Source organism: Ruegeria sp. 6PALISEP08 (assembly GCF_001238295.1).
In the GTDB taxonomy this organism is placed as follows: domain Bacteria; phylum Pseudomonadota; class Alphaproteobacteria; order Rhodobacterales; family Rhodobacteraceae; genus Ruegeria.
On the sequence record NZ_LGXZ01000004.1, the window covers coordinates 26,766 to 48,655 of the forward strand.

Below are 21,890 nucleotides of genomic sequence, written 5' to 3' on the forward strand. Positions count from 1 at the left end.
CAGGCGTTTCCCTGCGTCCAATAAATGACCGCTCTCCACGTAATTTAGCTTCCGGCCTCGCAACGTCCTATGGCATTTTCCGGTCCTGGAACAGGCTCCGACAAATGCCGGTAAACCTGTCAGCCAGCAGATTCTCTGGGGCTGCCATATGTGACGCGATGACAATTCGCATCGGCGGTATTGCATCGGAGAGTTTGATCGGGACAACCCGACCGCCGTCGTAGGTTTTGTTGTCGGCAGGTTTCATCGAGAGAAGCGAAACACCCAGCCCGTTTGCCACGTTACAGCGAACCGATTCAATCGACGACGATCGAAACGTGATATTCGGTGCAATATCGAACTCGGAAAAAATGCTAAGAAAATAGTCCCGGCTTTGAGGCGCATCGAAAAGCACGAACTCCTCTCCGTCGATCTCACGAATTGACACGGACACCCTTTTTGAAAGCCTGTGGTTTGGTGGGACGATCAGATAGAGGTCTGCCGTTGCAAGAGGACGTATGCGGAACAAGGTGTCATCAATGCCCAGATCATAAAGGATCGCTAGGTCGATTTTGTTTCGGCCCAGGGCTACGATCAGGTCTTCTTGCAGAAGTTCGTCGACATCCAAAACTACACCAGGCATGTGTCTCGGGAAGACGCTGAGGATGTGCGACAGGTAGAACGGCGCAATCGACTGAAAGCAGCCTAGGCGTAATGTTCCCATTCTGTGAGCAGCAATATCTGCCACTGCGACGTCCATTTTGTCGGCGTAAACCAGCATTTGTTCAGCATATCGAAGGAACTCGACACCTTGTGCCGTCAGCTCCATTCCGCGCGCGTGCAAGCGTCGAAACAACACAAGTCCCGTTTGAGTTTCCAGTTTGGCGATAGCTTGGGCAACGGCGGGCTGCGAGATGCTAACGAGCTGCGCTGCTGAAGCGACCCCACCAGTCTGCGCCACTGCTCGGAAGTAGCGGCATTGTTTGAGTGTTATTTCGACCATGACACTTGGATAACTTTTTCCACTTTAAAGGCAACAAAAAACAATTTTATTTGTTCTTTGTGCCTCTGTATCACGTCAACAACGCAACTTGACGGCAGGAGAGACCAATGGAGCTGAAAGACATTATCGACTTAAAAGCCTTTCCGATCGGCAATGCGGATTTCCGCGCAGCTTGTAAGAAAGAGTTTAACGAAACGGGTGTCTTCGTGATGCCGGGATTTGTTCAAAAGGGAGCGATTGATACAATCCGTGACGAGGGCATCGCCAACAAAGACAAGGTCTTTAAGTCAACAAAGCAACACAACGTCTACCTGACCCCAAAAGACGAAAGGTTTGCTGACGACCATGCACGCAATCGCCTCGTCACCTCATCCAAAGGATGCATTACCGATGATTTGATGCCGCAGGGTTCACCATTGCGCCAACTCTACGACGCCCCGGTTTTCCGGAGCTTCTTGTGCGATGTCCTTGGCGAAGACGCGATGCACCAATACGCAGACCCACTATCTTCCATCAACCTGCATTTTGCTGAAAAGGGAGAGGAGCTTGGCTGGCATTTTGACAACTCGTCCTTTGCCATCACCTTGATGGTGCAAGCGCCTGAAAAGGGTGGGCAGTTCGAATACGTTAACGCCGTTCGCGATGCAGATTTAGGCGAAATGGGATTTGAGAAAGTTAATGAAATTTTGGACGGAAGGGCGCCAGTGGAAATTGTCGAGGCCGATGCCGGTACACTGGTCTTCTTCCGGGGCCGCAACTCGATTCACCGGGTGGCACCGAATGAAGGCGATCTAACGCGCATTCTCGCAGTGCTTGCTTATAATGCCGAACACGGTGTCGAACTTTCTGAAGCCGCCCGAATGACCTTTTATGGTCGATTGAGCTAAAAGTAGCTCACCGCGATTGCCTCGCCCCGCAATGTAGAAAATACGAGAGCAACCTGAAAGCTGACATTGCTGCGACGCGCAGCATCAAGTAGTTTGGGCTCGGTTCAGACGTGCGCCCAAATATCGCGAGCGACCGCAATGCGGAGAAAGCAGCCACCGTGAAACCAGCTTACGTGCCCCTTTCACCACCCCAGTCTTGTTGAGCGCTAGATGTAATTCAAAACTGGATTTCAGTTTTGCGTGAGTTTAGTCTCCCAACTTTAGGAGGGTGTGTTTATGAAACGAAGACTGGCCGCAATACTTGCGGCAGATGTCGTTGGTTACTCGCGCCTTGTCCGCACCAATGAAGAACGAACATTGCTGAAATTGCGTGAACTTCGGGAAAATGTTGTAGAGCCCTCCGTTGCAAAACACGAAGGTCGAGTAGTCAAATGGATGGGAGACGGAGTTTTGACGGAGTTCGCCAGCGCCGTCGACGCAGTTTCATGCGCCTATGATATTCAAAAATCTATCCATTCACGCAACGGAGAAGCACCAGGCGATCACGAGATTACTTTTCGTGTCGGCATAAATATCGGCGACGTTGTGGTGGAAGGTGACGACATTCATGGCGATGGTGTAAATGTGGCTTCAAGATTGGAAACGCTGTCCGATCCTGGCGGAATCTGCATTTCGGCCTCGGTCCATGAACAGATCAAGCACCGCTTGGATGTGCCTTTTCAAGACGCGGGAGCTCAGCAGGTAAAAAACATTGTAGAGCCAATCCGCATCTGGAAATGGACGAACTCGGCAAATGATGACGCAAATACTAAAAAGTCCACCCCAGATTCAGGGTTGATTTCAACCCCGAGCTTGCCAAAAATTCCGTCTATAGCGGTTTTGCCGTTCGACAATATGTCAGGTGATGCAGAGCAAGAGTACTTCGCAGACGGCATGACAGAGGACTTGATCACCGACCTCTCAAAATTGTCTGGCTTGTTAGTCATCGGTCGCAACTCTTCCTTTGTTTACAAAGGCAAGGCAGTAGATCTGCGACGCGTCGGCAAGGAGTTGGGGGTGCACTATGTTCTTGAGGGCAGTATCCGCAAGGCAGGCAACCGGGTTCGCATGAACGCTCAGCTAATTGAAACCGCGAATGGAAGTCACGTCTGGGCCAATCGCAGAGACGGAACGCTGGAAGACGTTTTTGACCTGCAAGACGAGATTACAAGAGAAGTTGTCGACGCGCTGTCTATACAGTTGCGGGAAGGTGAGGAAAATCGTCTTGGCAGTCAATACACAGAGAATACTGAAGCGCGTGACTGGTTTCTTAAAGGCCGACTGCGCTATCGTGAACCGGGTCCGCAAGCCAACGCCGAAGCGCAGGTAATATTCACCAAAGCGTTAGAAGCTGACCCAAATTTCGCCTATGCTATGGCAGTTAGAAGCTACTTAAAATTCCATGCTTGGTTCTTCAAGTGGAACAGCCACCACAACGCGTTCGACGAAGCATTGGCTGAGGCCGAACGTGCCGCCAAGATAGACCCTAACCTTGCTGCCGCTCACGCGTTTCTGGGTTGGATGCATATGTGGGGCGACGGGTTCAAAAGAGCTCTTTCTGAGCATGAAACAGCCTTATCACTGGACCCTAATTCCTCTGATGGACATCTGTGGCAGGCTTCTTCACTTATCTACGCGGGAACACCGGAGTTGGCAATTGCGCCAATGGACCGGGCTATGCGGCTAGAACCACATACTCCGCCCATTTACCTTCTGAATTATGGTCACCTAATGTTGCAGCTTGACCGCTATGAAGAAGCTATCGAATACTTGCAGGCAGCAATACGAAACGCGCCTCAGTTTCCTATGAACTATATATTTTTGTCGGCGGTAAAAACGGCGCAGGGCAAATTACAAGAAGCAGAGGAAGCCGGTTCGAGGCTTCTCGAATTGATCCCTGTAGCTACGGTATCCACACTGAATTCCCAATTGCCCTACGCAAAGGAAGAGCACAGACTAAAGATTGTGGCGGGCCTAAAAGCCGCAGGATTGCCGGACTAATGAGACGGAAAGAAGCCCGCTCGAGGCTCGATGCGGTCATTTTCCAAATCGTGGCAGATGTCCACTTTGAAGACATTGCAGACTTTTTCTTTGTGACAAACAATCCTTAGACTAATGTAGCAGCAACACGATATGACTTTCATCGGCTCTCCACTGGATTAAGCAATATGGCAAAGCATACCGTCTATCATATCCCTGTATGCCCCTTTTCTCAGCGCCTTGAGATTCTGTTGGCACTTCGAGGTCTGCAAGATGCAGTTGAATTCCGCGTTGTGGACATCACGAAGCCTCGCGACCCAGAGCTTCTAAGGAAAACACGAGGAACAACGGCGCTTCCAGTTCTCGAAACCGTGGAAGGTCAGATTTTAAAGGAAAGTCTGGTTATTCTTCGTTACCTTGACGAAGTACTTGAAGGGCCAAAACTGCGGCGCTCTAACCCTGGCGAACACGCAGTGGAGTCTATGTTGATTGCCAAGGAGGGTCCATTCACAATGGCAGGCTATGTCTATGTCATGAACCAAGACCAAGGGCAGAAAGATGTGCACAACGAAAAGCTGCTTGCACTGTACCGCGATCTTAACGACTTCCTGCTTACCCACAATCCGGACGGCGTATTCTTGTTTGATGATTTCGGATTAGCAGAGGCGGTTTTTACGCCAGTATTCAAGCGTTTTTGGTTTCTTGACTACTATGAGGATTTCGAATTGCCGATTGGCGACGATTATGCCCGTGTCAAAAAATGGAGGGCTGCCTGTTTGAAACATGCAGCGACTGAACAGGTGACGGAAGAAGAGATTCTCAAACTTTATTATGATTACGCACTGGGCGCTGGGAACGGTGCCTTGGTGGACGGTCGAAATATGTCCAGCTTCACGTTTGAACCACATTGGAAAACCAGACCTATGCCTCCGCGGGACAAGTACTCTGGATCGGTTTCAGACGAAGAACTTGGTTTGGTTGTCGCCAATGCGGGACTAGGACCAGCCCCCACAAATTAGGCTTACCTAAATCCAACCTCCTGATAGCATTCATCATGGGTGAACGCTCGCCCTATGCAATCGGCTTGAGGAGGTTGGGAAGAACTCTACAAATCACTTTTTGCCTGCAGATCAAACGGAAGTTTCGTTAATGAAGCGAACGTGGAGCGGCAAAGTTTTTTGGATTTTCTCAAAGTAATGTATGATCTCAAATTGTTGGGACTTTAAACGAGTGTTTTATTGTTGACCGGTTCACACCCAACGTTGGGGGGACAAAACATGCATAAACTAATCATAGCTATTTCAGCTATTTCTTTTCCGTTTGCGGCAATGGCCGAACCGAGTTTGGCACGTGGTGAATACCTCGTCCGTGGTCCTGCGGCGTGCGGAAACTGCCATACACCTCAAGGACCAAATGGGCCTGATATGTCCAACGAGTTGGGTGGTATGATGGTTGAAAAGAGCGACTTGATGGAGGCCTGGGCTGTCAACATAACACCCGGTAGCCGGGTTGCGGATTGGAGTGACGAAGAGCTTGCCCGAGCGATACGCGAAGGTGTTCGTCCAGATGGTACGGTCATAGGGCCGCCTATGCCGATCGGCTTATATCGCGGTCTGAGTGACGACGACGTCATGTCGATGGTTATGTTTCTCAGAACAATGCCTGCGAGTGGTAATGAGACGCCCGGTTCAACGTATGGCTTTCCACTTCCTCCAGACTACGGTCCGCCGATTGATACCGTTTCATCGCCGCCGCAAGGCGCAACTGTCGAATATGGCGCATATCTCGCAGGGCCAGTCGCGCATTGCACGGAATGCCATACGACATTCGGCCCCAAGGGTCCTATGTTCGAAACTCATCTTGGCGCAGGTGGGTTCGAGTTCCATGGACCGTGGGGGGTATCCGTCGCTTCCAATATCACGAGCCACGAAGATGGGTTGGTCGGATATACGGAAGAAGAGCTGAAAACCATGATCGTTTCGGGTGAACGCCCAGACGGGACACAAATGCAACCGCCGATGGGTTACGCCTACTATGCGACAATGGCGCCCGAAGACCTTGAGGCTATCGTGATGTATCTACGCACCATTCCACCTCTACCTGATCCTTAACTTTTCTTATGGAAAACCGCTAGGACTAGCACACCCGAACTCAGCTTTGCGTTCGGCTTGTGGGGCCACTGAGCGAGTTATATTCGTTTCCGCTTTGGGCTCGATCCGGTCATCTGAGTCTTTTCGTCAGATGACGGCTCTGAAACAGATGGCGGTCATTGCTGGTGGTCATTTCGAGAAGTTTCGCCTGAAGTTCTGCGTTGAACGGCAGCGGACGTTCGCTGAGATCTTCTGAACGGCAGACTTGCGGACAAATCGGTCGGTTGCATTTAGAGCCGTGGGACTCAAAAACGGCCCAAAGCCGACCTCCGGCGATAACCATCGATGCTGCGATGCGGCCCGTCAAACCGGACTTTAGCCGCAGCTGCGAAGCCAAAGCGTAGATGATCTCACACAAAACCGGCATTTGAAACCTGCGCTCAGCAAGGTGGAATTCCACGCGTCCGAGGCCCATTCGGACACAACCGCCCAACCCGATGCGTTGGTCCCACAACAGCTAACTGCCGAGATTTGCCCCGCTGCAAATGGTGTACGTGATTGAGATATAGGCGAAGTACGACAATAGCATTCCGCAACAATATCTTCCTGAGGGATAGCTAAGGAATAAATCCTTTCGGTACCCCAAACTTCAATGAACCTGCGCTGACACCTGTCAACGAATGTAAAAATGCAATCAGGTTTTGAATTTCTAACTCCGTGAGTTGGATCGGAACAATGTCATTTTTTTTGCGTTGCCGCTCCATCTCATAGTAGTCCTCCCAAACTAAGAAATCAGTTTTTTGCAACCATGGCACCTCGGGCAATGCAGCCATTTTGGGACTCCACTTTTCTAGGCTTGCCTGCGGGTCTAAATGATGGCGAACGACGCTTTCAAGATCGGGGAAGGCGCCATTGTGACCGTAAGGCGCAGTCAGGGCAACGTTGCGCAACATAGGGGTGCGAAACCTATAAGCATCCTCAAGGCGGTTGCTTTCACCCATGCGGCCAACATCCCGGACAACGGGATCCCACTGACGGGTGCGGCCCGGCCCAAAGGGCGGTAATCCCAAGGCATGGAACTTCTGATCTGACATGAGCGGTCCGGTGTGGCAGGTGGAGCAGCGGGCTTTGCCGTAGAAAAGCTTCACCCCATCCAATTGGGCCGGTGAAAGGGCATTTGCGTCACCTGCGAGGTAGTGGTCAAACTGGCTGTCGGTACTACGCCACTCGATCGCCATGAATGCGGCCAGAGCGTTGGCGACTTGCGTGATAGTGATGTCTTCGGTCGTCTCGACCTCATCAAAGGCGGCGACGATGGCCGGACCATAGCGTGGATCGGTGCGGACGCGTTTCGCCAGAATCGGCCAGCCCTTGTCAATACGATCATGCACCGCGCCTGTAACCTCATTCTCGGCCACATTGCCCGCCATCTCAAATTGTGAAGTCAGGGGAAACAGAGCCTGGGCCGCCAGCAGGGAATTCAGACCCTCAGGCAGCCACTCCTGCGCTGGGGAATTGAAGGCATTGCCGTAGACGTTGGAAATGCTCAACCGGCCGTCGTGAAATACGGTATGAATTTCCTTGGCCCCAAGGTTCCATAGGCCCGGAGAGTTGCGAGGGATGCGTTTGCGTATTCTGTCTGCCCCAGTGCCGGGTGTGCGGTCCGGCCCCAACCCCTGCCCGCCTTCTCCTATACCCAGTGACAACCCGTCCGAGGTGCCGAAATCCGGGTGGTGACAATGGGCGCAGGTGATGTTGCGGTTGCCTGACAGGATCGGGTCGTAAAACAGTTGATGACCGACGGCGGCCTGTTCCATATCAAAAGGAACAAAGTCATCATTGGTTAGCGGGCGCGGCAAATCCTGTGCCGCCGCGGCCCCAACCCACAAGAGAGCAACTATCCCATGCGCCAGCTTGTTTTCGCCCTTTGCGTATTTGCGTCTCCGGCCCTGGCTGAACTGGAGCAAGCACGCGATCTGATGGAAGCCGGTCAGTTTGAAGCCGCGCGCGAGGAACTTCTTCCAGCCGCTCGCTCGGGCAACGCCGAGGCCGAGGAGTTGATTGGCGTGATGTACGGGCTGGGTCTCGGGGTCGAGCAGGATTACGAACGGGCCTTTGAATGGTATCTGCGCGCCTCGATGAAGGGGCATCCGGGGGCTCAGTCGGGCGTTGGTTGGTATTATGAATTGGGTCTGGGCATGCCCGCGCCCGATCTTGTGCGAGCCTACTTGTGGTACACGCTCAGCGCCATTGGCGGCGACCCCGACGCGGCGATCAGCCTTGAGGAAGTGGTTAAGAAAATGTCGCCGGAGCAGATCGAAAGGGCGCATGTGCTTGTCAACGACTACAAAGGGTGGATGTACCCGTTTCGGTGATGGCCGGGCCGCAAAGCCCGGCCCTTGCATTTAGTTAAGGTCTGCTGCGCGTGAGGCGTTCACATCGGCCTCAGCCGCAGTAACCGCTTCGGTCAACGCGCCAAAGATTTCATCCCCGCGGGCGACGTTGGACTGGAACCAGTCATAAACCGGGGTAGCGGCCTCTTTGAACGCAGCCTTCTGATCTGGCGTTAGGACATAGAGGTCCCCACCACCGGCGACAAAATCCTCATAGGCCTGAATCGACTTTCGCTTGGGCGAGGCAAAGGTGGCCTGTTGCAGCGCATAGAAACCGTCGACAACGACGCGGCGCATTTCCTCGGGCATCTCCTGGAACTTGGCGTTGTTCATCCACCACAGCGCTCCCATATAGGCATGGCCGTCCAGCGTGACATATTGCAGACCCGCGTCAGGGAATTTCATGCCCATAATGTCGGTGATGCCGTTCTTGGATCCCTCGACCACGCCGGTCTGGAAGCTAGTGAACAGTTCCGGCCATGGGATCGGTGTCGGCGAAGCTCCCAGAGCTTTGACAAGTTCCTGCGGCAGGTCGGCGACCACGGTGCGGATTTTCAGACCTTCCATGTCGGCAGGCTCGGCAATGCGGCGCTGGGTGTTGGCGAAGTTGCGCCAGCCGCCGGTGTTGCCAATGGTCATAAGACGTATCGCACCGCCAGAATCTTCCAATGCCATGTCGCGCATGGTGCGGGTGAAGTCGCCGGACAGAACATGCTCGGCAATGCGGTCATCGGCCATCAGGTAGGGCAGGTCCAGAACCTGCACGTAAGGAAAGATGCCCGAGGCCCCGCCCGAGGTGGAGATGTAGATGTCGATGGTGCCATCGGCCACGCCTTGCAGGCATTCCGCGCCGTTCGAACACAGTTGGGTGCCGATGAACAGCTCGACCTCAATCGCACCGTTCGAGGCTGCCTCGACATAGTTCTTGAAGACGATCAGGCCGTCATAATCTTCGTCATTTTCGTTCGAGTTGGCAGTAGCGCGCAGTGTGTAGTCGGCAGCTGTGGCGGCCATAGCGGACACGGCCACAAGCGATGTGGCCACCGCTGCGGTTTTGATGAAGTTTCTGAGCATGCGTTTCCTCCCTGTGGAACTCAGTTAGTTGGCAAATCCCGTTATCCTAGGGATAGTCATAGATAGTGCGGGGATATAGGTGATTAGGAATATCACTATGATTTCGACAGCCAGGAACGGCAGGATCGCCTTGGCGATTGTTTCGACCCGTTCGCGGGATACGGCGGCGGCGACAAACAGGACCAAGCCCATCGGCGGAGTGGCGAGGCCGACGGTCAGGTTGACGCTCATGATGATGGCGAAATGGATCGGGTCTACACCAAGGCTGGTGAAGATGGGTCCAAGGATCGGGCCAAGGATGATGATCGCGGGGCCTGCATCTAGAAACATGCCGACGATGAATAGCAGCAGGTTGATCAGGAACAGCAAGATAAGCGGGTTTTCCGAAAGGCTGAGGATCAGCGAGGCCAGTTGTTCCGGCGCATGGCTGAGGCTGACAACCGTCTTGAACGCCATCGCCGCGCCGACCAGCAGCAGGACGACGGCGGAGGTCATGCCTGCGTTGCTGAGAACTTCTGGCACTTCTTTCCAAGTCAGCGTGCGCAAGACGAAGAAGCCGATGATGAAGGCGTAACCCACGGCGACGGCGGCGGCCTCGGTTGGTGTGAAAATGCCGCCCAGAATGCCGCCTAGAATGATCACCGGGGTCATCAATGGGAAAAAGGCTTTCAGGCTGGCCTGACGCCGTTCGGGCCAAGTGTATTTTCGGCTGGCAACGGGGAAGTTATATCGGTCTGCCATGAGTTTGATCATCAGCATCAGACCAACGCCGACCATCACGCCGGGGACGATACCCGCCAAAAACAGAGCGGCCACGCTTTCGCCCATCACATAGGCGTAAATGATCATGATGCCTGAGGGCGGGATGATTGGACCAATGACTGAACTGGCTGCTGTGATCGCGGCAGCGAATTTGCGGGTATAGCCCTGTTTCTCCATCGCCGGGATCAGCATCGACCCAAGCGCCGAGGTGTCCGCCACGGCGGACCCCGAGAGGCCCGCGAAGAGGATCGAGCTCAGCACGTTCACATGCGCCAGACCACCGCGCAGGTGGCCCATCAAGGCTTGGCTGAACTCGACCAAGCGGATAGTGATGCCACCGCGATTCATCAACTCTCCGGCCAGCATGAAGAAGGGAATCGCCATCAGCGGGAAGCTGTCCATGCCGTTATAGACATTGCGATAGAGCAGCGTGATGTCATTGGCCTGACCGTTGAGCCACAGCAAGATACCGGGCGCGGCCAAAAGGGCAAATAAGACCGGTAGGCCGATCAGCAGGAAAATCAGGAAGATGGGCAGGAACCAGATCAGCATTTATTCGGCCCCCACTGCCGCATCGGGAATTTCGGGCAACAGGTGGCCGCCGCCCAGCAGAGTGATGAAGGATCGCAGGATCAGCTCGATATTCACCGAGATCAGCAGGATGATCCCCACCAGCAGCGATGCCATCATCCAACTGCGTGGAATGCGATACCATTCGTCGAACCCGAAAGAGGTGGGCAGATACAGCGCGGCAGTGGCGAATTTGCCGCCAAAGCCGGTAACCTCGGACCAGCCGATGTTGACTGCGACCACCAAGACGGAGAGCGCGATCAAAAGCAGGAACAGATTCAACGTTTGGCCGACGACGCGGGGAAGGAAGCGTTCCAGCATGTCTATGGCCACAAAGCCGCCGCGCCGAAAGGCAGTGGGCGCCATAAGACCGGTCATCCACAACATACAGAACCGCGCGGCCTCATCCGGCCAGGGCAGCGCGTTGCCCAGAACGTATCGGAAGAACACCTGGATCAGAATTGCGATCACCATGAGCGCAATCGCAACAATACCAACCGCGCGGCCCAGACGCAGCACGGTTTCGTTCACGAATGCAATCGGCGCAAGCACCGATGCCAGTCCGCTCATGCGGATCCTCCCTTGTTCAGCCGCGGGTATGTCCCACGGTCGTCAAATCGCGCTTAGGCTTTCGCGAATTGGCCGAGTTTCCCAGCATAAAAGGTCAGCGCGTCTCCATCCGACATGCTGGCCTTGAGAACCTTTCCAACTACAATAACGTGATCGCCTGCATCATGATACGCGTGCTGTTCGCATTCGAACCGAGCAAGGCAGTCCGCCAACACCGGTGTCCCATTCTTACAGCGCTCGTGGTTGATGTCCCGCAGTGCAAAGGCGTCTTTCGAGCAGCCGAAACACAGCTCGGCCTGTTCCGAGGACAGCACGTGGACGCTGAAATGACGGGCTTTGTGGAAATAGGGGAAGCGGCGCGAGTTGCGGTCTCCGGCCCACATGATCAGCGGTGGGTCGAGCGATAGGGACGAAAAGCTGTTCGCGGTGATGCAGACCGGCCCGTCCGCGCTATCACAAGTGACGATGGTGACACCGGTCGCAAAACGGCCGAAGGCATCGCGCAAGGTGCGGGTGTCCTCCTTTTGCGGAACGAAGGTGTGGGTCATGTCCTTTGAGATTGCGTTCATCATGGAACCTCGTTCCCCAGTGCCGCCTCGTACAGGCGGAACCAGCTTTCCCGATCCAGTTTGACTTTCAATGCGTCCGAGGCGCGTTTGATCCGGTCCAGACTGTTGGTGCCTAGAACCGGCAGGATGCTGGCCGGATGGGCCAGCAGGAACGCCACGGCGACGGCGGCGCGATCCACGCCGAACTCGGCTGCGATTTCATCAGCGACAACCCCAACCGGTGGGTTTCCGGCCATCAACAGGCCTCCACCTAGCGGCGACCATGCCATCAACGGATGGCCATGCTGTTGGTGAAACGCCAGGTCTCCGTTGGTGAAGGGGCTGATCTCACCCAGAGAAATTTCAATCTGGTTAGTGACCAACTGCGTTTTCATCGCCGATTGCAGCAACGACCAATCCCACGGGCGGAAGTTGGACACACCGACGGCGCCGACCTTGCCACTGGCAACAACCTCATCCAGAGCTGCTCCAGTTTCATGGTGGTCCATCATGGGATCTGGGCGGTGGATCAGCAGCAGATCGATGTGGTCAATCGCCATTTCGGACAGCGACGTGTCGACCGATTTCAGAATGTGAGCGCGCGAGGTGTCGTAGTATTTTACTTTCGCATCCGCGTAACGGCCAACCGGCGCGACGATGTCACATTTGGTGACAAATTCCATCTTCTGACGCAGGCTTGGATTGGCGCGCAGGGCCGTGCCCAGCACAGCCTCGGCCTGGTAGCCGCCATAGATGTCGGCCTGATCGAAGGTGGTGATGCCCTGATCCAGACAGGCCTGAATCTTGGCCTCGACATGGCCCGCGGACGTGTCACTGTCATCGCCCAACCGCCACATGCCATAGACAAGGCGGCTCATTTCAAGCGAGTCAGATAGTTTCACACGTTGCATCAGCGGCGTTCTCCGTTGCCCAGCGGTGTGGCCGGGGTCGTATTTGGAATCCTTCCGTAAGCTTCGGGAAGGGAACAGATTTTCAGGTTCGGCAATACGCGGGCGCCGAAATGACGGGCTTCGTCCAGATGCGGGTAGCCCGAGAAGATGAAAGCGCGGATGCCCATCTTCTGGTATTCCTCGATCTTCGACATAACCTGATCGGTGGATCCGACCAGAGCGGCACCGCAGCCAGACCGCGCCCGGCCAACACCGGTCCAGAGACCGGGTTCAACATAGCCGTACTCATCCGCCAGGTCGCGGTTCCTGGCCTGATGCGCCACACCCAGCGAAGTCGAATCCAGCGCCCGTTCGCGGATGGCGCGACCGTATTCGTCGTCCAGCTTCGAGACGATGTAGTCCGCGTATTCCTGCGCCTCAGCCTCGGTATCGCGAACGATCATATGGACACGCAGGCCGTAATCCAGCGTGCGGTCGTAGTTTTCCGCGACGGCGTGAACAGCCTTCATCCGTTCAGCCAGTTGGTCCTTGGTTTCAGGCCACATCAGATAGACATCGCAATGCTCACCACACAGATCCAAAGCGGAGGGAGAATAGCCGCCGAAATAGAGTAGCGGCCCTCCAGCCTGGTATGGCTTGACTGGGTCAGTGGTCAGGCCCGAGAAGTTATAGACTTCGCCTGCATGATTGATCTCATCCTGGGTCCAGGCCTGTTTCAGAATCTCCACCACTTCGCGCGAGCGTTGGTAGCGGAACGCGCTGTCGGCTTTCTCACCGGGAAAGTCGGATGAGATGATGTTAACCGTCAACCGCCCCTTCAGCATGTGATCCAGCGTTGCGATGGTGCGGGCCAGCATGATCGGTTGCATCTCACCACAGCGTACGGCGGCCAGCAGGTTGATCCGTTCGGTGATCGGAGCGCAGCCGGCGACAAAGCTCAGCGTGTCTTGACCGACCTGATAGGAGGACGGGCATAGGATGTTGCGAAAACCCTGCGCTTCGGCCTCCTTCACAATGTTCGAACAATGCTCCCAACTCGACCGCAGGTCGCCATCGGGAACGCCAAGGAACTGGTAATCATCGGAACACAGCGCGGCAAACCACGAAACTTCGGCCGCATCCAGATCGGGGGATGTGATGGGGACGATGCTCATTTGATTTACGCTCCGTACATCTTTGACTTTCCTCTTGCGTAGCAATCGCTTTGATGTAGATCAATAGTGTATCAATTTTTCCTGCGGCCGAGTGAAGCGTCTACTGTGCCTGTGTCCAACCGAAACCCAAATGCCCTGCCGGTATTTATTCAGATCGCGGAACTTCTGATCCGTGACATCTCGGCTGGTCGCCTTATTGAAGGTGAGCGCTTGCCACCCGAGCGCGAGATGGCCGCGGAGTTGAATGTCTCGGTTGGAACGCTACGAAAATCGCTCTCTGAGCTAGAAAAAAAAGGGATGTTGGAGCGTATCCAAGGCTCAGGAAACTACATCCGCGAGACCGGCACACAAAATAGCGTCTATGCAATGTTCCGGCTGGAACTACCTGAAGGGGGTGGCCTGCCACGTGCGGATATCCTGTCAGTTGACCATCAAAAAAAGCCAATCGATCTGCCTAAATTCGGTGATTCTGATGCCGGTTCGCGCGTGCGGCGGATGCGCTACCTGAATGATACAATCATCGCTGTCGAAGAAATCTGGCTAGACGAATCAGCTGGTCTGGTCGACCAGAGCCTACTGTCCGACTCACTCTATCGCTATTATCAGCGGCAATTGGGATTTTGGATCGCAAGAGCCGAAGACAGAGTATCGGTCCGGCCGCTACCGGACTGGACCCCTCCTGAATTTACCAAACCAGCGGGCCAAGCGGTAGGTTACATCGAGCGGTTCAGCTGGTCGGAAAACGCCGAAGCCGTTGAATTCTCAAAAACATGGTTCGACCCAGATCGGGCCAACTACGTACAACGTTTGAAGTAAAAGGAATCGCACATGACCCGGACCATCAATTACGGGCTGATTGGATGCGGAATGATGGGGCAAGAGCACCTGCACAATATCGGATTGCTGGAAGGTACTAATGTGTCAGCGATCTTTGAGCCCGATCCAGAGATGACAAAAGTCGCCAAGGCACTTGCGCCAACTGCAGCCATGGTTGGTTCCGTGCAAGAGCTTCTGGCGGTTGAAGAACTGGACTGCGTCGTCATTGTTAGCCCAAACCATTTTCATGTAGACCAGATTTGCGAAATCGCTGAAACACGTCCACTACCGCTTTTGGTAGAAAAGCCATTGTTCACCGACCCGCAAGACGTGACCCGACTCGAGCAGTTGCAGCGCGACTACCCCTGCCCGGTTTGGGTCGCGATGGAATACCGGTACATGCCCCCTATTGCTGCTCTGATCGAGAAGACTCAGGCGACAGGTGGTGTAAAAATGTTATCGATCCGCGAGCATCGATTTCCATTCCTGGAAAAGGTCGGCCACTGGAACCGTTTCAACCGCAATACGGGCGGTACTTTTGTTGAAAAATGCTGCCACTTCTTCGACCTAATGCGCCTGATATTGCAATCCGACCCGGTACGGATAACGGCAAGTGGTGGGCAGGCGGTGAACCATTTGGACGAGAGTTACGACGGCCAAACCCCAGATATTCTGGATCACGGCTATGTTCTTGTCGACTTTGCTTCGGGCGCGCGCGCGATGTTGGAACTTTGCATGTTTGCCGAAGGCTCTCGCTATCAGGAAGAAATTTCGGCCGTCGGACCAGATGTTAAAATCGAGGCGCTGGTTCCAGGACCCGGACGCTTTTGGCAGGATCACTTGGGCGCCCCCCCGCCTCCGCGTGTAATCATTAGTCCGCGCATTCCCAAAGGTCCCGTATCAATGGACGTTCCAGTGGACCCAAATCTGTTGGCGGCTGGGGATCACAATGGGTCGACCTACTACCAGCATGAAGGATTCTTGGCTGTGCTTCGTGGCGAAAAAGCAAAGCCGGATGTGAGTTTGAATGACGGCCTCTGGGCCGTTAGGATGGGGCAAGCGGCGCAACAGGCAATTGACACCAGCGAAACAGTATTCATGGTCGATTGAATAGATTAAAAACGCGGGTGCGTTTTGTAGCCGCTAAATAGCCCCATATTGCGTGAACTTATGTCATATATCGCCACTCGAGTTGGCAAAGGGCCATTTATAGCGACTGTAGAAGCCTACTTTTCCGCATTCCCGCTGGGATGCCCACCCTACACTATTTGTCCTGCCTTTCCGGCTGGGAAAGGCCACTTTTCATGATCGAGTGAGATGCTCTTTCGGTTGCAGCGAATGCCCGCTTTCCGCCCATTTTGCCGATTACTGCAACGTGTATAGAGGTCACCTTTGGGCTCGATGTGGTCATCTGAGCATTTTTGTCGGATGTCCACAAAGCGATTGAAACCGGACTCTCAATACCGGTCGGCTCCGCGACAACGTCTGCTTTGGAGCGCCACTGACCGCTTGAACTGGAACCGGACGTTGGTTTGAACGGGAACTACTTCCTAGTTGCGGGACAAAGCCGTTGTCCGTGTCCGGTGGAGCGATGTCTGCTACCGATGGTCAGAGGTCTTTCACTCCATTGAGAGTGAGCCGCTTGCAGCATCCACGAAACATCACGAATGCCCTATGCCGCCGTTTGACCTGAACAAAGTTCTAAAACGCGATCTTGTACCGGAGACTACTAGCAAGCTCCAATGCATGTGGTGTTAAATTCGATGGCATTGTAGTCTTGCGTGTCAAACAGCTCGGATGAACAGCGCCTGAAATGCTTTGGGCATCTAAGCCATTGCACTTGAGAACCTGATTTGAGGAATACCACCGTGAGCACGGTTCCCACTTCTTGGCTCATTTCGATTCTCGCGGTTTTCGTCGCAGTAGCAGTTGTCAGCAGACCGCTGCTGCCCGTTGCTGCGCGCGTACTTTTTAGCCTTGCACTTGGCCTTGTTGCAGTGGTCACCGTCTTTGTGGGATTGAGATCGGAATATGGGATTGATGGGCTGAGCCGGATACAGCCTCATATTGCGATTCTGATAGCTCCCACGCTATGGCTTGGTTTTCAATCACTTGCGTCAACGACCGGGTTCCCAACCCGAGAGAGGCTTCTGATGGCCGCCATTGGTATTGTGATTGGGCAACTTGCGCTTTTTCTACCAACGGCCTGGTCCGCTGATTTGGTCGTGATCGGCACCAATGCCATCTGTGCGATTTTGCTGGCGAGGATGTTGCGCCAGCCGCCGGAAGCATTTGTTCAGGTCGCCCCCAACAAATTTCGCATGACCAGGCTTGCGTTGCTCTTTGCACTCCTCTTCATCGCCCTGATCGTTGCGGCTGATATGATCTTTGTTGCGGTGCTTTCTGCAGGCAATGCAGGGGTCATCCAGCTGCTGACAGGCATATCAGGTGTGATTGTTACGGCCGTCTTGCTCTGTGCGCTTGTTGGTGTGCCAATTGTCCTTGGGGGCCAGACGCGGCACGCTTCAGGCGCTCCCGCGGCAGAGCCTCCTCTGGAAGAAGATCAGGACCTGTTGCGCAAGCTAGATCAGCTGATGGCAGAACAGCATATCTTCAAGGACCCGGATCTGACGCTCGCGCGGTTGGGCCGGCGGCTTCACTGCCCCGCACGAAGCGTATCAAAAGCGGTCAATCGCGTTCACGGAGAGAATATTTCTCGCTATATCAACGGCTTTCGCGTGCGACATGCAGCAATGCTGCTAACAACCACTGATCTGCCCGTGACAGACATCATGTTAGAGGCCGGATTCCAAAGCAAGTCCAGCTTCAACACGGAGTTTCGTCGCCTGACCGGCCAAACTCCTTCTGCCTATAAACGCCAGGGGAGCGGCGACAAATACGTTCTCAATCGCGATTTCAAACGTTCGGAAACGTAGATCCGGGCGCGGGTTTCGCACCTTTCAACTTTCTTGTTTGCACTACCCACAAGCTTGGGACAGCAACCATGAAAGGAATTGTCATGAAACTCAGAACGCCAAAAGGTTATCTGGCGACCATTGGATTGGCGGTCAGCCTGATTTTGATCTCCGTCGCAACAACCGATGTTGCAAACGCCGAAGCGATCACCAAGCCGGAAAGCGACATCGCCGTCATCAATATTCCGCACCCAAAGGAAGGGAATCTTTTGATGCTGCGCGGGATTGCCGGCAAAGGCACCGCCTCGTTTCGCATCAACAGTGCTTGTCGCACGATGCCTGTCCGTTTTGTGGCAGGTGACTTTACTGGTGAACATATCGATGTGGGTCGAACGGGATCGATCCGAATTGTCATCACGAACCCCAATGTGATGCGCGAACTGCTGGCAGGGCGGGATCTGATCAGCGACATGGTGCGCGTTTCATCCGATGCCACGGATCAGGGGGCGGACTTGTTTCTTGCGAAAGGCCTTTCGGCGGATACCGGATTTGTTATCAACCCAGGCCGAAACCTGTTGGCGGATATGTTTGGTTCTCGCAAGACAGACGTGGACTGCGCCAGCCTTTCTACAAACCTTCCATAGACCAGAACATGTATGCGCAGCTGAAGCGAAGGACGAAAACAAATTGTGTGTTTTCTGGGTTTCACGCTGCGCACATTTCTGCGCCAAACTAAAAGAGAACTGATCCAGTGCAAACCGAAACCACAAACCCGAAACTTCCCGCCATGTACCAGTTAATCCCCTGCTGCGATTGGCAGGCTTTGCGATTGGGCTTGCGGCCATCGCTGCTTACGACTGATGGTTGAGGGCGCTCGGTGAAGACTGCGCGCTATAGACCTCAGCGATTGCTTGGCCACAAGACCGCGTGATGACCAGACCAAACTCCGTCAAGTACTTCAAAAGCAGTCCCGAGGTCATTCGTCCAACCGTGATACTGATCGGCATCCTAGCCAAATGGCTTGCCGCACAGGTTGATTAACAGACATTTGTGCGACTTGCATCATCCGGTATTTTGGGCTCAAACCGCTAATTCGCTGCGACCCATCCCAACGACCGCTGCGCTGACGAAGCCGCCATTCACTGCATTGCTTTGATGATACCCAGCGGTCACTTCGCCCGCTTCAAAAGATGACAATAACTGAACGTTGTTTTAACCTTGCTATATGAGAGCTCGCCTTGCTGTGATCTTGATGGCTGACCTGGTCGGCTATACGTCCGCGATGGAGGCGGATCAGTCGCTCGCAATCGGGCTGGTCCGCGAACTTCGGGATAAACTACTGGAACCAGAGGCGGTACAAAGAGGCGGCGAGATACTGAAGCGCTTGGGTGATGGATGGATAATTGCCTTTCCTTCAGTATCAGCGGCAATCGAAACCGCTCAGTTTGTACAGTTGGCCTTGGTCGACCATGAGAAAATCAGGCTTAGGATGGCTGCGCATCTCGGGGAAATTGTTCAAGACGAGGCCGACATTTATGGTGCCGGTATAAACATCACCGCACGCTTGCAAACTGAGGCTCCACCCGGTGGTGTGATGATCTCCGAAGACCTTAAGCGGCAGTTGGACGAAAAGCTTTCAGCGGACTTCAGCGATGCGGGTAGATTCGATTTAAAGAACCTTGCCAATCCTGTGAATGGGTTTCAATGGCGGCCCGCCACACAGCGTGAAATTGAACTCACCGAATTGCCTTCCATTGCAGTCGAGCCGGTCACAAGTGCTCCCGAAACGAGAGAGACGCTTGAGGTTTGTGCTGACCTGCAGGAGCAGTTGGTTCACAGTCTTTCGCGCCGCACTGGTGTGCGTGTAATTGCAACAGATTCAACATCCGAGACCGAAGCAACTTACAGCCTGAGGTGCAGGTTGCGCTGCCGGGAGAGCGAAGCAAGGATATCGTCTAGCCTTACCCGGTTGGGAGATGGACAGGTAACCTGGTCGCGCTTCTTAAACGGAGAGTCTGAAGATTTGTTTGAATTAAGCGACCGGGCTGCAGAACAGCTGTCAGACGATTTACGTCTGCAAATCAATGCGTTTGACGGTGACCGGCTTAATGATATTCCAGACGATCAATTGAGCCCTAGTGAGTTGAGATCCCGAGCGGCAATGCTGTTTTACCGTGCCACCGTCGAGGACTATAGTCATGCGGGTAAATTACTGGAGCGAGCGCTTGGACTTGATCCCGAGAACGGGTCCGGGCTTGCAATGTGGTGTGAAGCCAAACTCTACCCCCTAGAAGCATGCTATCGCGAGGCTGATCCTGATTTGCGTGTGCGGATCATTGAATCTTCGAACAAGGCCGTTCAAGCTGCGCCTCGCTCTGACTACTGCTGGTATACGCGGGCGCAGGTACGCGCGCGCCTCGCGGGTGATCTGCATGGCGCCCGGAAGGACATTGATAGGATTTTCCGACTGAATCCCAGCTACGTTTTGGGTATGGAGGCGAGTGGTTACACCGAAGTCATTGCCGGCAACTGGGAAGCTGCTCGGAAGAGTTTAGCGAAGGCCGTGAGTCGTTCCACCGAGGATCCGTTTTTGCCGTACCGGCTTTATCCCCTTTCGATTGCACACATGATGGCGGGTGATAACCAACTCGCGATCGAAGCAATTTCAGACGCGACTGAAATGCGTCCCTACTGCAGACACTTCTGGTTAGTGAAGTCGTGGATACTCAGGAAGTCGGGAATGCTCTCCAACGCGGAAACTGCTGCAGAACGTGCGGAAGCGCTGTCAGAAAAGGCGGATATCCTCGCACAAAATCTTCATCTGCCTGACCACATCAGAGAGGCGATAGGGTTGCCAGGTGATCCGATCCAAGCATAGAGGCCTAGATGGGTTACTAGAGCATAGGCTAGTAATCGAATGGCAGACATGTAAGACATTCTCGGCTTTCGATATTCTATCGCGACCCAACCTAAAGCGCGCTATCTACATTCACCGCGGGCGATAGGTTGCGCCATTTTTTAGGGTCGATTTGGGTTCTCTGCCGTCATAAGACGGTTTCAATCGGATGACGGGTTCTCATGCTGAGCGGTCATTACTCAGTAGATTCCGTCAACTGCGTTATCGTAATTCAAGGGCGACAGGAGGATTATCCATATCGCATCTGTTCTGGCTCGACCACGAGGGTCTCAACCGCATCAAGAACATTTTCTCGAAACCACGCGGCGTTGCTGGGCTCCACGACCGCAAGGTTCTCAGCGGTACCATCCATATCACCAGCAACGGCCTGCGATGGAGGGCGCACCAACCAAGTAGTCACTTTCGTTGCCCGGATTGACGGGCACTGCGTTGCCCGCGCCCATCATGCGCTGAACAAGGTGGTCGAGCGGGCTGGCCTCTTCTGCATCGACCTTGCCCGCGAACATGTCCAAGTCTTTGGCTATGTTCTCAAGGGTCTTGGTCCGGTCCTGCACCTTGATTTCGACACCCTGCTTGGTTTCCTTCACACCATCGAACACGAGGCGCGCGGCGGGGCTGAGTTTGCGGGTGTCTGCCATGCGGGTGATTTCGATCCCCATGCCGGAACACTCAGGACAGGCCGGGTTTGGCGGGTCTGTGAGGCGATAACCGTAACCGCTTGCATCGTCTGGGATACGCGGGTCTACGATTGCACCTGACATTGCGCCGTCGCGCTCATTGTCGTCGTGGAACAGGAAGAACACCTTTTCAGCCTTGCGCTCGGTGAACTCCCGCTCTGTCTTCCACCGGTACTGATGGTCGATGCCGTAGCAGTAGCGACAAGGCGCGTGGATGTGCTGTGTCAGTTCGTTTGGGTCTGACAGGGCGATTTGCGTCCAGAGGTTCACAATGCCCTCTGCATCCAGCATGGTCTTGCTCTCGACCTGTTTGCGACCCTCAGCGATGGCGCGGGCAACCTTAACATTGCTTAACAATCGCGAACCTTGGGCCTATGCTGATCCTTCTGCATATCCGGCGTCGATTGCGGCCTTTTTCGCGTTCGGATCAGCAAGGTAGGTAAGCACAAAGGCCCGCTGACGCGGGTTCAGGTCGAATTGATCGAGCCGGGTTGTGTCTGCCAAGGCTGGATTGTCGGTTGTGCTGCTCATTCCGGGGCGGTGCCTCTTTCGCCTCAAGATCGACCGCAGGATAGGCGCGAACTCTGCATTAAGCAACAAACTGT

At 54.3% G+C, this 21,890-nt stretch carries 19 protein-coding genes and 1 pseudogene; 10 read left to right on the plus strand and 10 right to left on the minus strand.

Annotated features, from left to right (window positions below; translation table 11 throughout):
• Window positions 1-67 precede the first annotated feature (67 nt).
• On the minus strand, window positions 68-982 hold the full coding sequence (locus tag ALB80_RS07310) for a LysR family transcriptional regulator (RefSeq protein WP_050603402.1): 915 nt from the start codon (window positions 980-982) through the stop codon (window positions 68-70).
• Window positions 983-1,089: 107 nt separating this feature from the next.
• On the opposite strand from ALB80_RS07310, the gene ALB80_RS07315 reads away from it, so the two are divergent.
• The 4 genes from ALB80_RS07315 (at window position 1,090) to ALB80_RS07330 (ending at window position 5,999) form a co-directional block, all read left to right on the plus strand.
• Window positions 1,090-1,869 carry a 2OG-Fe(II) oxygenase gene (locus tag ALB80_RS07315; protein WP_050603403.1) on the plus strand — a complete coding sequence of 260 codons (780 nt, stop codon included), beginning with the start codon at window positions 1,090-1,092 and terminating at the stop codon, window positions 1,867-1,869.
• Between the two features lie 276 nt (window positions 1,870-2,145).
• Window positions 2,146-3,909, plus strand: coding sequence for an adenylate/guanylate cyclase domain-containing protein (locus tag ALB80_RS07320; protein ID WP_050603404.1), 1,764 nt, complete (start codon window positions 2,146-2,148; stop codon window positions 3,907-3,909).
• A gap of 167 nt (window positions 3,910-4,076) precedes the next feature.
• A complete protein-coding gene (locus tag ALB80_RS07325) occupies window positions 4,077-4,907 on the plus strand; it encodes a glutathione S-transferase family protein (RefSeq protein WP_050603405.1) in 831 nt (276 codons plus the stop codon).
• A 258-nt stretch (window positions 4,908-5,165) separates the two neighbouring features.
• Window positions 5,166-5,999 (plus strand): cytochrome c, encoded by an 834-nt coding sequence (locus ALB80_RS07330; RefSeq protein ID WP_050603406.1) that lies wholly within the window; start codon window positions 5,166-5,168, stop codon window positions 5,997-5,999.
• 596 nt (window positions 6,000-6,595) lie between these two features.
• Here the strand turns inward: ALB80_RS07330 and ALB80_RS07340 are convergent.
• Window positions 6,596-7,867, minus strand: a complete 1,272-nt coding sequence (locus tag ALB80_RS07340; RefSeq protein ID WP_253276833.1) for a cytochrome-c peroxidase — start codon at window positions 7,865-7,867, stop codon at window positions 6,596-6,598.
• A gap of 15 nt (window positions 7,868-7,882) precedes the next feature.
• Between ALB80_RS07340 and ALB80_RS07345 the strand changes: the two genes are divergently transcribed.
• Window positions 7,883-8,353: a tetratricopeptide repeat protein gene (locus ALB80_RS07345; protein ID WP_050603408.1), complete on the plus strand. Its 471-nt coding sequence runs from the start codon at window positions 7,883-7,885 to the stop codon at window positions 8,351-8,353.
• Window positions 8,354-8,383: 30 nt separating this feature from the next.
• Here the strand turns inward: ALB80_RS07345 and dctP are convergent, their stop codons facing one another.
• From dctP to ALB80_RS07375, 6 genes are read right to left on the minus strand one after another with little or no spacing between them, the layout of a single operon-like run.
• Window positions 8,384-9,445: a TRAP transporter substrate-binding protein DctP gene (dctP, locus tag ALB80_RS07350; protein WP_050603409.1), complete on the minus strand. Its 1,062-nt coding sequence runs from the start codon at window positions 9,443-9,445 to the stop codon at window positions 8,384-8,386.
• A 24-nt stretch (window positions 9,446-9,469) separates the two neighbouring features.
• Window positions 9,470-10,759, minus strand: coding sequence for a TRAP transporter large permease (locus tag ALB80_RS07355; RefSeq protein ID WP_050603410.1), 1,290 nt, complete (start codon window positions 10,757-10,759; stop codon window positions 9,470-9,472).
• Complete coding sequence (locus tag ALB80_RS07360) at window positions 10,760-11,347, minus strand: TRAP transporter small permease (RefSeq protein ID WP_050603411.1); 588 nt, start codon at window positions 11,345-11,347, stop codon at window positions 10,760-10,762.
• Between the two features lie 53 nt (window positions 11,348-11,400).
• Window positions 11,401-11,919: a flavin reductase family protein gene (locus ALB80_RS07365; RefSeq protein WP_083445227.1), complete on the minus strand. Its 519-nt coding sequence runs from the start codon at window positions 11,917-11,919 to the stop codon at window positions 11,401-11,403.
• Window positions 11,916-12,806 (minus strand): aldo/keto reductase family oxidoreductase, encoded by an 891-nt coding sequence (locus tag ALB80_RS07370; protein ID WP_050603412.1) that lies wholly within the window; start codon window positions 12,804-12,806, stop codon window positions 11,916-11,918. The genes ALB80_RS07365 and ALB80_RS07370 overlap by 4 nt, the downstream gene beginning before the upstream one ends.
• Entirely contained in the window at window positions 12,806-13,960 is a 1,155-nt protein-coding gene (locus tag ALB80_RS07375) for an LLM class flavin-dependent oxidoreductase (RefSeq protein ID WP_050603413.1), read from the minus strand. Before ALB80_RS07375 ends, ALB80_RS07370 begins: the two co-directional genes overlap by 1 nt.
• A 105-nt stretch (window positions 13,961-14,065) precedes the next feature.
• Between ALB80_RS07375 and ALB80_RS07380 the strand changes: the two genes are divergently transcribed.
• From ALB80_RS07380 to ALB80_RS07395, 4 genes are all read left to right on the plus strand, one after another.
• Entirely contained in the window at window positions 14,066-14,776 is a 711-nt protein-coding gene (locus tag ALB80_RS07380) for a GntR family transcriptional regulator (RefSeq protein WP_050603414.1), read from the plus strand.
• A 12-nt stretch (window positions 14,777-14,788) separates the two neighbouring features.
• Window positions 14,789-15,886, plus strand: a complete 1,098-nt coding sequence (locus tag ALB80_RS07385) for a Gfo/Idh/MocA family protein (protein ID WP_050603415.1) — start codon at window positions 14,789-14,791, stop codon at window positions 15,884-15,886.
• 1,115 nt (window positions 15,887-17,001) lie between these two features.
• Window positions 17,002-17,712: an AraC family transcriptional regulator gene (locus tag ALB80_RS07390; protein ID WP_253276840.1), complete on the plus strand. Its 711-nt coding sequence runs from the start codon at window positions 17,002-17,004 to the stop codon at window positions 17,710-17,712.
• A gap of 68 nt (window positions 17,713-17,780) precedes the next feature.
• A complete protein-coding gene (locus tag ALB80_RS07395; RefSeq protein ID WP_157054161.1) occupies window positions 17,781-18,335 on the plus strand; it encodes a hypothetical protein in 555 nt (184 codons plus the stop codon).
• A 152-nt stretch (window positions 18,336-18,487) separates the two neighbouring features.
• Here the strand turns inward: ALB80_RS07395 and ALB80_RS22885 are convergent, their stop codons facing one another.
• A complete protein-coding gene (locus tag ALB80_RS22885) occupies window positions 18,488-18,610 on the minus strand; it encodes a helix-turn-helix domain-containing protein (protein ID WP_172677868.1) in 123 nt (40 codons plus the stop codon).
• 333 nt (window positions 18,611-18,943) lie between these two features.
• Here ALB80_RS22885 and ALB80_RS07400 point away from each other — a divergent pair, with 333 nt between their 5' ends.
• Entirely contained in the window at window positions 18,944-20,569 is a 1,626-nt protein-coding gene (locus tag ALB80_RS07400) for a hypothetical protein (RefSeq protein WP_172677869.1), read from the plus strand.
• 392 nt (window positions 20,570-20,961) lie between these two features.
• On the opposite strand, the pseudogene ALB80_RS07405 reads toward ALB80_RS07400, so the two are convergent.
• Window positions 20,962-21,816 (minus strand): annotated as a pseudogene (locus ALB80_RS07405) (terminase small subunit).
• Between the last annotated feature and the right edge of the window lie 74 nt (window positions 21,817-21,890).